The organism is Pseudomonas vancouverensis, assembly GCF_004348895.1.
GTDB lineage: Bacteria > Pseudomonadota > Gammaproteobacteria > Pseudomonadales > Pseudomonadaceae > Aquipseudomonas > Aquipseudomonas vancouverensis.
The window spans coordinates 25,700-39,420 of the sequence record NZ_RRZK01000019.1 but is presented as its reverse complement, the minus strand read 5'-3'; the positions used below and the strand labels follow the sequence as shown (position 1 = coordinate 39,420).

Annotated in this window: 13 protein-coding genes; 2 read left to right on the top strand and 11 right to left on the bottom strand. The window is 62.4% G+C overall.

What is annotated here, in order from left to right; all coding sequences use genetic code 11:
* Positions 1–83 precede the first annotated feature (83 nt).
* The 8 genes from EIY72_RS14410 to cpaB are packed head-to-tail and all read right to left on the bottom strand — an operon-like array spanning position 84 to position 7,590.
* Complete coding sequence (locus tag EIY72_RS14410; protein WP_093226913.1) at positions 84–359, bottom strand: DUF3613 domain-containing protein; 276 nt, start codon at positions 357–359, stop codon at positions 84–86.
* A 12-nt stretch (positions 360–371) separates the two neighbouring features.
* Positions 372–1,085, bottom strand: coding sequence for a tetratricopeptide repeat protein (locus tag EIY72_RS14405; RefSeq protein WP_093226910.1), 714 nt, complete (start codon positions 1,083–1,085; stop codon positions 372–374).
* A gap of 10 nt (positions 1,086–1,095) precedes the next feature.
* Entirely contained in the window at positions 1,096–1,986 is an 891-nt protein-coding gene (locus EIY72_RS14400; protein ID WP_093226908.1) for a type II secretion system F family protein, read from the bottom strand.
* Positions 1,983–2,867 carry a type II secretion system F family protein gene (locus EIY72_RS14395; RefSeq protein WP_093226906.1) on the bottom strand — a complete coding sequence of 295 codons (885 nt, stop codon included), beginning with the start codon at positions 2,865–2,867 and terminating at the stop codon, positions 1,983–1,985. Before EIY72_RS14395 ends, EIY72_RS14400 begins: the two co-directional genes overlap by 4 nt.
* Before the next feature lie 9 nt (positions 2,868–2,876).
* The gene (locus EIY72_RS14390; protein ID WP_093226904.1) at positions 2,877–4,157 is read right to left on the bottom strand and encodes a TadA family conjugal transfer-associated ATPase; all 1,281 of its coding nucleotides are present in this window, start codon (positions 4,155–4,157) and stop codon (positions 2,877–2,879) included.
* On the bottom strand, positions 4,154–5,344 hold the full coding sequence (locus EIY72_RS14385; protein ID WP_093226902.1) for a CpaE/TadZ family protein: 1,191 nt from the start codon (positions 5,342–5,344) through the stop codon (positions 4,154–4,156). The genes EIY72_RS14390 and EIY72_RS14385 overlap by 4 nt, the downstream gene beginning before the upstream one ends.
* Entirely contained in the window at positions 5,341–6,603 is a 1,263-nt protein-coding gene (locus tag EIY72_RS14380) for a type II and III secretion system protein family protein (RefSeq protein ID WP_093226900.1), read from the bottom strand. The genes EIY72_RS14385 and EIY72_RS14380 overlap by 4 nt, the downstream gene beginning before the upstream one ends.
* A 21-nt stretch (positions 6,604–6,624) precedes the next feature.
* Positions 6,625–7,590, bottom strand: coding sequence for a Flp pilus assembly protein CpaB (gene cpaB, locus EIY72_RS14375; RefSeq protein WP_093226898.1), 966 nt, complete (start codon positions 7,588–7,590; stop codon positions 6,625–6,627).
* Between the two features lie 322 nt (positions 7,591–7,912).
* On the opposite strand from cpaB, the gene EIY72_RS14370 reads away from it, so the two are divergent.
* Both EIY72_RS14370 and EIY72_RS14365 read left to right on the top strand, forming a co-directional pair.
* Positions 7,913–8,116, top strand: a complete 204-nt coding sequence (locus EIY72_RS14370; protein WP_093226897.1) for a Flp family type IVb pilin — start codon at positions 7,913–7,915, stop codon at positions 8,114–8,116.
* Positions 8,117–8,188: 72 nt separating this feature from the next.
* Positions 8,189–8,602 (top strand): response regulator, encoded by a 414-nt coding sequence (locus EIY72_RS14365; protein ID WP_093226896.1) that lies wholly within the window; start codon positions 8,189–8,191, stop codon positions 8,600–8,602.
* 526 nt (positions 8,603–9,128) lie between these two features.
* On the opposite strand, the gene EIY72_RS14355 is transcribed toward EIY72_RS14365, so the two are convergent.
* The 3 genes from EIY72_RS14355 to EIY72_RS14345 all read right to left on the bottom strand — a co-directional run bounded on the left by EIY72_RS14355 (position 9,129) and on the right by EIY72_RS14345 (position 13,720).
* Positions 9,129–10,799: a ShlB/FhaC/HecB family hemolysin secretion/activation protein gene (locus tag EIY72_RS14355; RefSeq protein WP_093226894.1), complete on the bottom strand. Its 1,671-nt coding sequence runs from the start codon at positions 10,797–10,799 to the stop codon at positions 9,129–9,131.
* Positions 10,800–10,938: 139 nt separating this feature from the next.
* On the bottom strand, positions 10,939–12,507 hold the full coding sequence (locus tag EIY72_RS14350; protein ID WP_093226893.1) for a collagen-like triple helix repeat-containing protein: 1,569 nt from the start codon (positions 12,505–12,507) through the stop codon (positions 10,939–10,941).
* 358 nt (positions 12,508–12,865) lie between these two features.
* On the bottom strand, positions 12,866–13,720 hold the full coding sequence (locus EIY72_RS14345; protein WP_093226892.1) for a MaoC family dehydratase: 855 nt from the start codon (positions 13,718–13,720) through the stop codon (positions 12,866–12,868).
* Position 13,721 lies beyond the last annotated feature (1 nt).

Sequence of the window (13,721 nt, the reverse complement as noted above, 5' to 3'; positions counted from 1 at the left end):
ATCGCGAGCAGGCTCATTCCCACAAGTGATCGCTTTTCAAACTGCAGGAGCGAGCTCACGCTGGCGTCGTTCAGGTATGTAATTTAGCCCCCAGACCCACTATCAACCTTGCCCCCCGTGTCCTGATCCCAGAACTGCGGAATGTCATGCTGGAAGCTCTTCAGCCAGCGCTGCATCGCCAATTCCCGTTCGGTGGCGTTGGCGGTTTGTGGTTTGTCCGAGGCGGCTTTGTTGCGTGCCTGCAATTGCAGCCAGCCTTCGGTTTCCTGTTGCTGTGGCGAGGCAGGCCCGGCGTCGATGGCGTGGGCGGCGAAGGGCAGGGTCAGCAGGGTGAGGCAGTAGAGGGTGGTCGGTTTCATCCTGTGTGCTCCCTAGGGTAGGGCCGGTGGGGCGACGGCGGCGACTTGAGCAGCCACGCTCGGGCTGGCTTTGGCCGGCGTCTTGAGTTTCTCGGCGCGGGCCTGGGCTTCGGTGAATTGCGCGGGGCTCAGGCCCACGCGGCTGACCAGTTCGGCGGCGCGGCTCCAGTCGTCCTGGTAGAGCAGCAGGGTCACCATGTTGACCGCCGCCAACTGGTCACTTTGCTTGAGTTCCATGGCGGTGAGGAATTCGAAGCGGGCGTCTTCGACCCGCAGTTGATTGAGGTACACGACGCCGAGGTCGTTGCGGATTTTTTCGTCGGTGGGGGCCAGGCGTGCAGCGCGTTGCAGGTGCGCCTGGGCCTGGCCATTGTCACCGCTGGCGGCAGCGAGTTGGCCGAGGCCGTGTTCGCCTTCGGCGGCCATGCAACTGCCCAGCAGGCTGCGGTACAGCGGTTCGGCTTCGCTGCGGCCCAACAGTCGATAGACCTTGGCCTTGCGCAGGCGCACGTCGGCCTGGTTGTCCGGCAGGTTTTCCAGGTTGGCCAGGCTGGCGTGCAGTTTGCCGTCCTTGGCCATGTCGTCGGCGAGGTTCAACGACAGTTGTTCATCAGAGCTCAATTTGCCGCAGCTGGAACCATTGGTCAGTGCTGCCCATGGCGCCTGGCCGTTGCTCGCGCAACCGCTCAACAGCAGCAGACTCAAACCGGCGATCAATGCTTTCATCAGGTTCCCTCTAGGAAACAAAGGCCCGGGCCAGGGCGGTGAAGCCCGGGCCGGCCAGGACGATCAACAACGCCGGGAAGAGAAACAGCATCATCACGACGGACATTTTCGCGGACATCTTGGAGATGTATTCCTGCAGGCGCGTCAGGCGCCGGTCATCGAGCAGTTGTTTGAGTGCCAGCAAGGATTTCATCGCACCGCCGCCCTGATGGATCAGTTGCTGCAGAATCACGCAGGTGTCGGTGAACTCTTCCACTGACAGCATGCGCATGGTCTTGTTGAGCTCTTCGCCCAGCTCCAGGCCAGAGTCGACGCGGGCCAGGATCAGGCGCAGTTCGTGAGTCAGCGCGGGCAGCAGTTGCTTGCCTTCCAGGCTGAGGATGCGCAGCGATTGCTCCACGGCCATGCCCGACTCGAACAGGATGCGCAGCAGCGAGATGAAGGTGGAGGTTTCGACGGCCAGTTGTTTTTGCCGGCGCGCAGCAGCGGCTGCCAGCAGGCGTTTAGGTAGCAGGTAGCCAACGCCCATGGCGCACATCGGCGCTATCCAGTGGTTTTGCACGTCCGGATAGAACAGTCCCTGTATCAACAAGCACACCGCCAGCGCCAGGATCGGCACGCCTACCTGCAGGGCGGCGAACAGTGAGCGCTGGCGCACGCTGCGCCAGCCGAGGCGGTTGAGCAGCGTCTGGGTTTCGTTGTCCATCTTCACCGACTGTTGACCGAGGCGACTGGCACCCAGGGCGTGCAGGAATCGATTGAGACGGCTGTCACTCGCGGTCTTTCCATCGAGACGCAAGAGCACCTGGCGTGCTCGCCGGCGCTGTTCCAGCAAGCTGCTGAGCAGCAACAGACAGGCGCCGAGAAGCAGCAACGCACTCACCACCAGTGGCATTTTCATAGGGAGCGCAACATGCGCCAAAGTGTCAGGCAACCGATCACCTGCAGGCCGAAGGCACTGGCCAGCATGATTTGCCCGGAATGGTCGTTCCACATGGCGAGCAGATAGGTCGGGTTGGTGATCATGAAGTAGCCACCGACGGTGACCGGCAGCAGTGCCAGTACCGCAGCGGTCACGCGGGTCTCGCCGGTCATGGCCTTGAGTTGGCGAGCCGCCTGTTCACGCTCGCGAATCATGCGGATCAGGTTTTCCAGCAATTCACTGGCATTGCCGCCATAACGGTGGTTGACCTTGAGCCCGAGGGCGAACAGGCGCAGTTCGTCCTTCTCATACAGCTCGGCGAAGTCCGAAGCGGCATCTGCCAGGCTCACCCCCAGTTGCACGTTGCGCTGGATGCGGCTCATGGCATTTTTCAATGGGTCCTCGGTGACCTCGATGGCGCCGAGCACGGCGTCGGTCAGTGTGCGTCCGGACTTGAGGCTGCGCACGGCGTGGTCGAGGAGCGTCGGCAGTTGCTCAATCATGCGCGTGAGACGGCGCTGATAACGCCAGCTGACGTACAGGCGCATCATCAGTGGCGGCGTCAGCAGCAACACCAGGGCACCGATCCAGCCAGCCATGAGCGAACCCAGCAGCACACCCAGCGCCCACAGCGTCAGCCACAGGCCAAGACGTTCGGTGGGGCGCCCAAGCCCTGCCCGCAGGAACGCGCGTTCCAGACCTGCCCACGAGGTTTTTTGCAGCACTGGCTGGGGTTGTCCCTGACCCAGGCGCCCGAGGATGCGCTCGGTGCCGGACTGGCGCATGCCGTTGTAGAACAGGCGCACCGAAAACCCGAACAGGAGCAGGCAGAAGAGGATGAGCAGCGCCGGTTTGAGCATGGCCGGGTCTCAATATGCCGAAGGGGAGAGCGCCGTCTCGCGGCGCAGTTTGTCGCCGGCGGGGTTGACCGCCTCGCGCAGAAAGCCGAACCCGGTACGCCGGTCGAGGCGGAACAGGGTGTTGGTCACGTACACGTCGTCGCGCACGCCAATCACCTCGACCACTTCGCTGACACAGCGGCGACCGTCGGGCATGCGCGTCAACTGGATGACCACATCGAGCGCGGCGCAGATCATCTGGCGCAGCGTACGTTCGGCAATGGTGCGCCCGGTCAGGCCCACCAGGGTCTCCAGGCGCAGCAAGGCGTCCTGGGCATTGTTGGCGTGCACGGTGCTCATCGAGCCGTCGTGGCCAGTGTTCATCGCGGTCATGACGTCGACCACTTCGACACCACGAATCTCGCCGAGGATGATCCGGTCCGGGCGCATCCGCAGGGCGTTGCGAATCAGATCGCTGGATTTCACCTCGCCGTGGCCCTCGGCGTTCGGCGGGCGGGTTTCCAGGCGCACGACGTGAGGGTGGCCCAATTGCAGCTCGGCGACGTCTTCGATGGTCACCAGACGCTCGTGCGGGTTGATCAACTGGCTGAGGATGTTCAGCAGCGTGGTCTTGCCGGTGCCGGTACCGCCGCTGATGAGGATGTTGCAGCGTTTGCCCACGGCTTCCTGAAGGAATTCGAAAATCGCCTGATCGATGGTTTGCATGGCCATCAGGTCGGAGCTTTTAAGCATGTCCTGACGGAATTTCCGGATCGACAGACAAGGTCCGTCGAGAGCAATCGGCGGGATGATGGCGTTGACCCGGCTGCCGTCGGGCATGCGCGCATCGACCATGGGCGAAGATTCGTCCAGGCGCCGACCGAGTGGCGCGAGGATGCGTTGCATGACGCGCTCGACGTGGTGCGAATCGATGAAGCGCAGGTCGCTCTGATGCAGCACGCCATCGCGTTCGACAAACACCCGATGCGGGCCGTTGACCAGGATTTCCGTCACCGCCGGGTCGCGCAGCAGCACTTCCAGTGGGCCGAAGCCGGTGAGTTCGTCGACGATCTCTTCGGCCAGCCGTTCCATTTCATAGCGGGAAATCGCCAAGTGCAGTCGTGCGATGTACTCGGCCACCTTGTCGATGACGAACTGTGACAGCGCTTGCCGTGTGCCTTCGAGCAGGTTTTTGCCCGACTCCTCGATGGCGTCGATGATGTAGCGGTGCAACACCAGTTTGAGGCCGTCGTGGTCAGTGTTGCCGACGGCGCTGCGTTGCGGGGAACCGAAAAGTTTTTCACTGTTCATTGCACGCCTCGCAAGCGGTTGAACCAGCCGGTCTTGGGCTTGGCCAGGCCCTCGGAGCGTTTGGCCAGACGTTCGCCGAGGGTGCGCAGGCTGTGGGTGAGGCCTTCGCGGGGGGCCAGTTCGAACAGGCTGAGTCCCTGGTTTTTTGCGTTGAGGCGCACTTCCGGGCTGTAGGCGAGGGTGGCGATGATCTCCAGGCCAAAGCTTTTGCCCAGTGCCTCGGAATCCGGGGCGACGCTGCGCAGGTAGCGGTCTACCAGCAGCTTGGCGTGATCGAGCTTCATGCCTTTCTCGCGCCACAGGTTGAGCACCGCCAGGTTGCGCCGGCAGTCGAGCACGTTCTGGTCGGTGTACCACAGCAACTTGTCGCAATGGCTGACAAAGGTGCGCAGGGCTTCGCTGTCCGGTTGCCCGGTGAGGTTCACCACGATGTGCTGGAAGTGTTGGCGCAAGGCGCTGAGCAGCATGTACAGCTCGGCGGCGCTGGTGTGTTCCAGCGGCTCGTCGCCGACGGCGTAGGCGAGGATGCGCAGGCCTTCGTTGCAACTGGTGAAGGCACTGTCGATCAGCGTGGTGTCGAGCCTGCGCAGGTGACGCAAGGCATCGCCAAAATGAAACGAACTCTCAAGCCCCAGCAGCGCCAGGCTATCGCCACGGGGCAAGCCGAGGTCGAGCAGCAGGGTTTGTTGCCCACTCTTTTGCACCACTTGCGCCATGTGCGTGGCCAGCAAGGCGCCGTCGGCGCTGCTTTGCACGCCATACAAAACGGTCAAGCCGCCCAGGTGCGTGTTGGGTGCCACCGGTGGCAGACGTTTGCTCAGACGGCGCACCAGGCCGGCGACTTCGCTGGAGCGCGAGCCGTAGGCCACAAAATCCCGGGCGCCGGCGCGCATCGCATTGAGCACCAGTTGATTGTCCATGCCGTCGCCGAGGGCAACGATCGCCAGCATAGGCTTGGCTTCCAGCGCGCCTTCGATCAGGGCGCTCTGGGCCACCACGTGATCGCGATCGAGACCGATGAACACCAGGCTGGCGAAGGTTACGTCGACCAGCGCCAGCAACTCGTCGAGGCTGCCGCCGCCTGCGCTGACCACCTGGCCCAGTGGCGCGAGCGCGCCCTGCAGCCACTCAAGGTCGGTGTTGTTACGCGTGATCGCGAGGAAGGTCTGACTGAGGCTCTGGCTCATTGCGATAGCCCGCTGCGTTTATCGAAGTTGCCGTTTTCGAGGAAATACAGGCGATACCAGTTGGGGTCGTAGTTGCGCAGTTTTTCCCCCGGCAACGACGGCAGTTGCGCATTGGCGGCCAGTGGCTGCACCAGGTGCGGCGTGACGATCATCAGCAGCTCGCGCTCTTCGCGAGTGACCGAGGAACTGCGGAAAAACGCCCCCAGCACCGGCACGTCACCGAGCCCCGGAAACTTGCTGACTTGCGAACCGTTCTGCGTACTGATCAAGCCACTGATGACAAAGCTCTCGCCGTCGGCCAGGGAAATGCTGGTATCGGTACGGCGGATGGTGAACGCCGGCACGGTGGTGCCGCCGATGGTCACGGCGTTGTTGTAGTCCAGCTCGCTGACTTCCGGGGCGACCTTGAGGGCGATCTGGTCATTGTTGACCACGGTCGGCGTGAGGGTCAGGCGAATCCCGAACTCCTTGTACTCGATGGAATAACTGTTGCTGTTGGCGCTGGGAATCGGGATCGGAATTTCGCCGCCGGCCAGGAAGCTCGCACTCTGCCCGCTGATCGCCACCAGGCTCGGGCGGGCCAGTGTGTAGGCGAATCCGCTGCTCTCCATGGCATTGATCAGGGCCAGGAAATTACCGCCGCCGGCGACAATGTTGAACGCATCGTTGACCAGGGGGATGCTCGGCACGGCGATGCGCGGGTCGATGTTGCGCAGCGGAAATACCCGTGGCGTTACCGCCGTGTTGGGTACGGTGCCCGGCGAGCCGAACAGGAAGTTCGAGTTCTTGCCGTAGATCGAGGTGCTGGCCTCTTTCAGCTTGGTGCGACTGACTTCGACAAAGCGGATGTCGGTCTGCACTTGCGAGGGCAGTGCGGGGGCGTCGGACGGCAACTTGCTGGCGCTGGTCATGGCTGCTGTGGCGCGCCCCTGGACGAACACCATGCTTTGCCGCGGTGCGCTGGCGCACGCGGTCCAGACCATCAGGCTGGTCGCGCCAGGACCCATGCCAGTGAGCAGGAAGGCGTCGTTGCCGTTGACCCGCACATCGGCGATTTTCGGATCGCCCACGGCCACGCGAGTGATTGCCACTGGCGATTGCACTTCCTGTTGCAGACCTTCACCGACCTCCAGCGTCGCCGGCAACGGGCCAAGCGCGGCGCAATTACCCACAGCCGCCGATACCGCACCGGCAGGCAGGCCGCCCAGCAAGGTGGCCCAGATCAAGCCGTTGAACAACGGCGTAAAACGTCTGCGCATGAAAAGGCGTCCTTGCTCGAATCAGTGATTTTGTTGGGGTTGTTCGGATTCGCCGGCGAGTTGGTTGCCACGAATGACTTCCACACTTTGTTTGCGCGGCGCAGCACCGTTGCTGACAGCAGCGGGTTTGGGCGGTGCGGACATGGCCAGTTGGCTGAACTGCAGCAGTTCGCGGTTGGCGTTGGCCAGGGTGGCGGCAGAATCGTTGTCTCCGGCCCAGTAGCGGGCCAGCCGTTTTTCGTCGGCGCTGCGCACAGCCAGGCGCAGGGTCCCGGTCTGGGTGGCGAGCATCAGGCGGCTGACCAGTTCTTCCGGCACCGCCAGCACCACGGTGCGGGCGGTGGCGCGCAATTGATCCTGCTTGAGTTTTTCCTCGTTGCTCAGTGCCGGGCTGGAGGGCTGACCGTCGTTGGTCAATCCGGTCTGCTCGCCAACGCCAAGCACGCGCAAGGCCGGCACCACCAGCTGTGCCGAGGGTTGCGGGTTGAGGGGGTCCATGTGCAGATACAGCAGCACGTCGACGTAGTCCCCCGGTGTCAGTTGGCCGCCAGCGCCTGTCACTTCGTCGACGGCGAGCGCCAGGGCGCGCTCGCCGGGGCGGATCATCCGTGCCAGTTTGCTGCCGGCCTCGAAGCTTTCGTCGTTGAGCCAGGTGCCGGCGCTCAGGGCGCGCCACGGTGTGCGGCCAATCGCCTGGTCGAGGCTGGTCAGGCTGCCGGCGGGCACGGTCTTGAGTTTTTCCAGGGTGACGTCGGCGGCGGTCAGCGGCGTGAACGGTGGCACGTTGTTGACCAGCACGACCACGGGATGGCGGGTGGGGTCTTCCACGGGCGCCGCTGCCGGTGCGGCGGGATCGGGTGCGCTGGCGGTGGCGACGGCAACAGGTTCCGGCGTCGGTTGACGGCTGAGCGTCAACCCCCAATAACCGGCAATGATGGCGCCGACCAGAAGCACGACGGCAAGACCCAGGGTGACACGGCTGTTCATGAAGGCTCTCCCTTTCCTGCTGCGTAAAACCCCGCCAACTCCAACGAGACAACTTCGCAATCAGGCCGCTCTGAACGTGGAACTATTTCGCTATTTGACCGTAGCGCAGGTAGAGCGAAATGCCATTAGTGGCCTGAAAATAACTAGCGAAAGTGTAGTCGAACGATGAAATGTCACAGTTTTTTGACGTCAACGAAACGGTTAATACTTTCGTGTTAATGCGTATTTACAGTTGTTGGGGCCGGGAATGCCGACAATGCTGGTGCTGGCACTGGGGAATCATGTTGCGCCGTTGCAACACCCGTAGTTCAGGAGAAATGCCATGTCTCTTTCCACGCTCGTTCAGAAGGTTAAATCCGAGATCGTTTTCTACGTGAATCTCGCCAAGGATACCGAGGGCGCTTCGGGTATTGAGTACGCGATCATTGCCGGGATGGTGGCTGTTGCTCTTGCCGCGTTCGTGACCCCGATCAAGACAGCGATTACCACCATGTTCACTACGATCAAAACCGCGGTGGGTGGTTGAGGGCGTTGGCCATTTGTACGTGTTTCAACAGGGTCCTAACGTCAGCGCGTAGTCCATTGCAGGTGTTGCCTTATGAACGCTCCAGCATCCCCGCGTCAGCAGCTTCTTCTGGTCGATGATGAAGAGGACGCCTTGCTTGAGTTGGCGGAGTTGCTGGAGGGTGAGGGGTTCAATTGCTTTACGGCGACGTCGGTCAAGCTTGCGTTGCAGCATCTCACGCGGCATCCGGATATTGCCTTGGTGATCACCGATTTGCGCATGCCGGAGGAGAGTGGCATGTCGTTGATCAGGCGCTTGCGTGAGCATACGTCGCGTCAGCATTTGCCGGTGATTGTAATGTCGGGGCATGCGGACATGGATGATGTGAGCGATATGTTGCGGTTGCAGGTGCTGGATCTTTTTCGCAAGCCGATTTATCACGTTCGCTTGCTTGAGACGCTTAATAATCTGTTTCCTCAGCCTCAGGTTTATTTGGCTCGCGGGTGAGACTTGGCGGCCTTTGGGCCGACCAGGCTTTGGGTTGATTGGGTGTATATCCGTTTCTTCGGTGATGGCGGCTGGCGGTTTCGCCCTTAAGGCGAGTCCCTTTTGGCAAACGCCGGAGTGCCGGCCCAGCCCAAAGGAACCAAAGGTCTCGCCCCTGGCGTCCGGCCCCTCGCTTAGGCTCGGCGTTCCTTCGCTCCGGCATTCATCCGGGGGCATCGCCTCCGGTTTGCTTCGCTGCACCTCCTCTCGATGTGTTTGGCTTCGCCAAACGACGCTGCGCGCCTCCCCCCGGATGAACACCTCCACTCAGCCTGCCGAGGGGGCGGGTGGAGCAAGATCAAGAGCTGCAGGCGAGCTAACGCTCGGCCTTTTGAGTGGTTAGAAGCGGGCGGTGTGTGCGGTGTACGTGGCTTCTGCTTCTGCTTTTGCTCCTGCACTTCTGTGGGAGCGAGCTTGCTCCGGGCGGCGCTCCGACGATGGCGTCCCACCAACCACCTGAAACCTCCCAGACCCTCCACACCCCTCCCTACAACTGATAACTGAAACTGATGCTATACCGCGCCCGCCGATTGAACGTATCCAGCGCTTCATCAGACATGGCCTTGGCCGCTTCCAGTGCGATGTTGTAGTACTTGGCATCGCCAAACCTCAACCCCACCGCTGCGGAGGACATGTCGTTGCCCTTGACCGGCAGTTCGTTGAACCAGGTCTTGGCGCGGTCGAGCACCACATAGGGTTGCAGGATGCGCACCCAGTTGCCGTCGCGATTGAAGCTGTAGTTGACCTCGTAGGCCACGCCCCAGCCTTTGTCGCCAGACGCCTGGTCGTCGGGGTAGCCGCGACCGAAGTTTTGTCCGCCGAATACCGCGCGTTCGCTGTCTGGCAAGGTGTCGTCGCTCCAGTACAGCGCGGCCGATGCCACGCCTTGCCAGTGCTCGAAGAATTTGTCGCTCTGCACCCCCGACAACCGCGCGCGGAAGAAGTCCAGGTCGTAGGCGCTGTTGTTGGTTTTTGCGCCCAGATCATTGATGCCCTGGTATAGGCCGCCGCTGAGGATGCGCAGTTGTCGGTCATCGGCCTTGCGCCAGTCGCCTTCAAAGGCCAGGGCGCGGATGTCGGTGTTTTCTTCCACGGTCAGGGGAAAGCCGATCACGCTGTAGCGGGTTTTGTCGTCCACCGCGTAGAGCCTTGCACCGGCGCTGAGGGTTTCGTTGGGTGCGGCAATGAACGGATGGTTGAAACCGATGGAGTAGCGGTCGTTTTCCCGATGGGGCTTGAGTTCGAGGCCGTTGTCCAGTTGCACGTTGGTGCCGGGGTCGGCGCGGTAGCGTGAGGCGGACAGGGCCAGTTGCGTGCCTTCGGTGTTGATGAACTGGCTGTAGTCGAGTCGGTAGTAATGCTCGTGGTCGTCCCCGGGCGGGAACAGGCCGCTGGCGGTCAGCTGTTCACCCATGGCGGTCTGCGAGTTGCTGCTGGCACCGAGCAAGGCCTGGGTGCCGTTGCGGTTGTCTTCGGTGGTGCTCAGGGTGCTGGTGAAGGGTTTGCGGCTGGCCTGGGCGATCAGGTGGGCCGCGCCGTCGGTGGTGCCCGGTGGCGGCACCTGGGCTTGCAGGGTGACGCCGGGGATGCGGCTCATCAGGGTGGTGTAGCGCTCGAAGGTTTTGCGCGTCAGCGGCCGTTCGGCCTGGAGTTTGGCCACCAGTTTGTCGAGCAGGCCTTTGACCCGGCCGACGTCGCCCTGCAGTTGGTAATCCTTGATATAGCCTTCGACCAGTACCACACGCGCCACGCCGTTTTCGAAGCTCTGTTGTGGCAGGAAGGCGTAGGACAACAGGTAGCCGTCCTGCTGATAGCGTCGGGTGATGCTGCGGGTGGCTTCGATTACATCAGCCAGGCTGCTTTCATGGCCGATCAGGGGTTGATAGACCGCTGCCAGTTCGCTGAGCGGGTAAATCGTTCCGCCTTCGATCTGCACGGTTTTCAACGTGACCTTGGTGCCCATCATCAAGGGTTGTGCCTGGGCGGCGCCGGGTTCCGGTACTTGCAGGGGCGTAGCACTCGGGCGATAGGCATCGGCGGGCAGGTTGGGGACGGGCAGGTTGCGGATGGTTTCGTTGCTGTTGAGAAAACTGGGGAGGGTATCGGCGAGACAGGCGGAGCTTAAGGACAACAACAGCAGGGACGTCATGACGCGCATAGGACACTCCATGTTCAAACGGCAACTGCGCTTGGATTTCCGTTATCCAAAGAAAAAGGCGCAAGACGGACAAGCCTCTTGCGCCCTCAACCAAGCGTAGGCGCTGTAGGTCGGGCCGTCGACTCGGCCCAGGTGCATATCAGCGTTTGTTGCCTCCCAATGTGTTGGTCAGTCCACCCAACAGTCCGCCAAGACCGCCGGTGGTGCCGGTGCCAGTGCCGGCCGTGCCGTTGTTTACCAGCCCGCCGACTGAGGCGACTGTCCCGCCCACGGTGGTCACGGTGTTGCCAACCGCGGCGACGACCGGATTGCTGTTGCTGCCGGCTATTGCGCCGCCGACGTTGGCGACGGCGCCACCAACCTGGTTGGTCAGGCCCGAGACGGGTCCACCGAGCCCGGTAGCGGCACCGACGTTTTGGGTCAGGCCCGAGACGGCGGTGGTGACCGGGTTGATGGCTGAGCCCACCGATGCGCCAAGGGTGGCCAGTGGCGCAGTCGCAGCCGTGTTGGCTACGCCTGTGCCACCGAGTGCGCCACCTACACTGGCAACAAGGTTACCGCCCGCGACACCGTTGACACCCACGGCGCTGACGACACCATTGCTGTTGCCGATGTTCAAGCCATTACCGACGTTGGCGACTGCTCCGCCCACGGTTTCGAGCAGTCCGCTGCCGCCGAGGCCGCCCAGCCCGCCGCTGCCACCGGTGGCCGTGCCGCTGTTAACCAGGCCACCCGCTTTGCCGACTGCGGTGCCGGTGTTGCTCAGGGCGCCGCCGACGGTGTTGGTCAGCGCGTTGCCATTGCCGGCCTGGGTGACTTTGTCGCCGACGCCATCAACGGTACTGCCGACCTGTTTGATCAACCCGTTGAGTGGCGCGCCGAGCCCGGTGCTGTCGCCAACCTTGTTGGTGGTGCTTTCGACCATGGCAATCACCGGCACCAGTTTGTTGCCCACTTCCTGGGTGACTGAACCCAGCGGGCCGGTGGTGGTGGCGGTGCTCAGGGTGTCGCCAAGCATGGTGACTTTTTCACCGACGCCATCGAGCACCGGTGCGACTTTGGTGACCACGCCGCCGACCACGGGGATGCTGTTGGTGGCACTGGCCAGTTTGCCGCTGACATCGGACACGCCGTTGCCGAGGTCGGTGACCACACCACCCACGGACGAGGCAGTCACGCCAAGGCCATTCGGATCTGTGCCCAGTTTGCCAACGCCGTTGGCCAGGCCATCACCCAATGTGCTGACGACATTGCCGGTGGTATTGGCCACGCTTTGCACCACTCCGCCAGCAACAGGAACACTGCCCAGCGAGTCGCCAATCTGACCGACACCACTGCCTACGCCGCTGACGGTTTTGCCGACATCCTGCACCAGGGTGGTGGTCACCAATGGCGTGGTGGTTGGATTGGTCGGGTTGGTAGGGTCCGTCGGATTGGTGGGGTTGGTGGGGTTGGTTGGATCCGTGGTGCCACCTGTGCCGCCGGTTCCTGCTGTGCCACCCGTACCGGCCGTGCCACCGGTGCCGGTTCCGCCAGTACCCGAGGTGCCGCCGGCGCCACCGGTTCCCGCCGCGCCCGAGGCACTGTCCGGCGACGAGCTGCCGGAGCTGCTGTGATGGCCGCCACCGCCGCTGCTGCAGCCGCTCAGGCCGAGGGACAGGAGGAGGGCCAATGCTATTGCCGATTTGCACCACACTTGCTTGTTCATGATCGAGATTCCTTGCACCTGTAACAACGTCGTTGTCTGCGTCGGCTCGCCGATTCTGTTGTCGGCAATGCCTTCGTCCGTGTGTGCATAACAATCGCAAGGGCTCTGGGACGCTATTCTCCAGTTGGTATTAACGCCTTGTATACGCGGCACTCATTGCTGCCTTCGGGCTAATGCCTAGGGTGTGGTGGCGGTTTTGTGGCGCTGGATAATTGCTTTGAAATCAAACAGGCGGTGTTTTTCTGGCGGGGGGCGATGGGGGGTATGAGGACTTAAGTGATATTCACAATTAACCGGGCAGCCATCCAAAAAAAACCATCTTCGGCAGGCAAAACCGAAGATGGCGGTGATTTTTCAATCAGGCAAGCGGCCGCCAATGGCCGACCATATGTTCCAGATCCCCGGCACCCACGAGGCGAAAATCGCCACTCGCCCCCGGCTCGCTGGCCAGCAATGTCACTTCGCTGGGCAAGCGCACCGGCTTTTTAAATTGCGCCGTGATCTCGACACTGGCTATGGGCAGATGCCCGGCAAGCGCCGCCAGGGTTCGCGCCTTGTTCCACAAGCCGTGGGCGATGGCGGTAGGAAAGCCAAAGAGTCTGGCGCTGGCGGCACTCAGGTGAATCGGGTTGTAGTCGCCGGACACCCTGGCGTATTGCCGACCGATATCGGCAGGTGCTTTCCAGCGTTCGATTTCGCTCAACGCCCGGGTTGGTGTGCAGTCATCCTCAACGGGCTCGCCCTCGAGTTTGACGCCGCGACAGAGCATCCGGCTTTCGGCTTCCCACAAGCAGCCCAACTGATCGTCGAGGCTGGTGAGCAAGTCAAAGGTGGCGCCTTTGGCGTGGGGTTGCAGGTTCTGTACTTGCACGCTGACCCGTGCACGACTCACGCCGCCCATCGGCCGTAGTACACGAATGCGGTTGCTCAGGTGAATCAGCCCCAGCAGCGGGAATGGAAAGTCCTTGGCGGTGAGCAGTTGCATCTGCAAGGCGAAGCCGAGGATATGCGGGTAGGTCGGCGGCAGCAGGCCGTTGTCGGTAAAACCGCAGACCTTGCGGTACGCCGCCAGACGCTTCGCATCGACCTCGACCCAGCAACGCAAACCGGCGCAGGGCAGGGTGCTGCCGGTGATTTTTCGGCGAGTCGCGGCGCGTGCGTAGAGGCCCGGCAGGCTCGGTTCGCGGTTGAGTGTGTGCCAGTCGGTGATCATC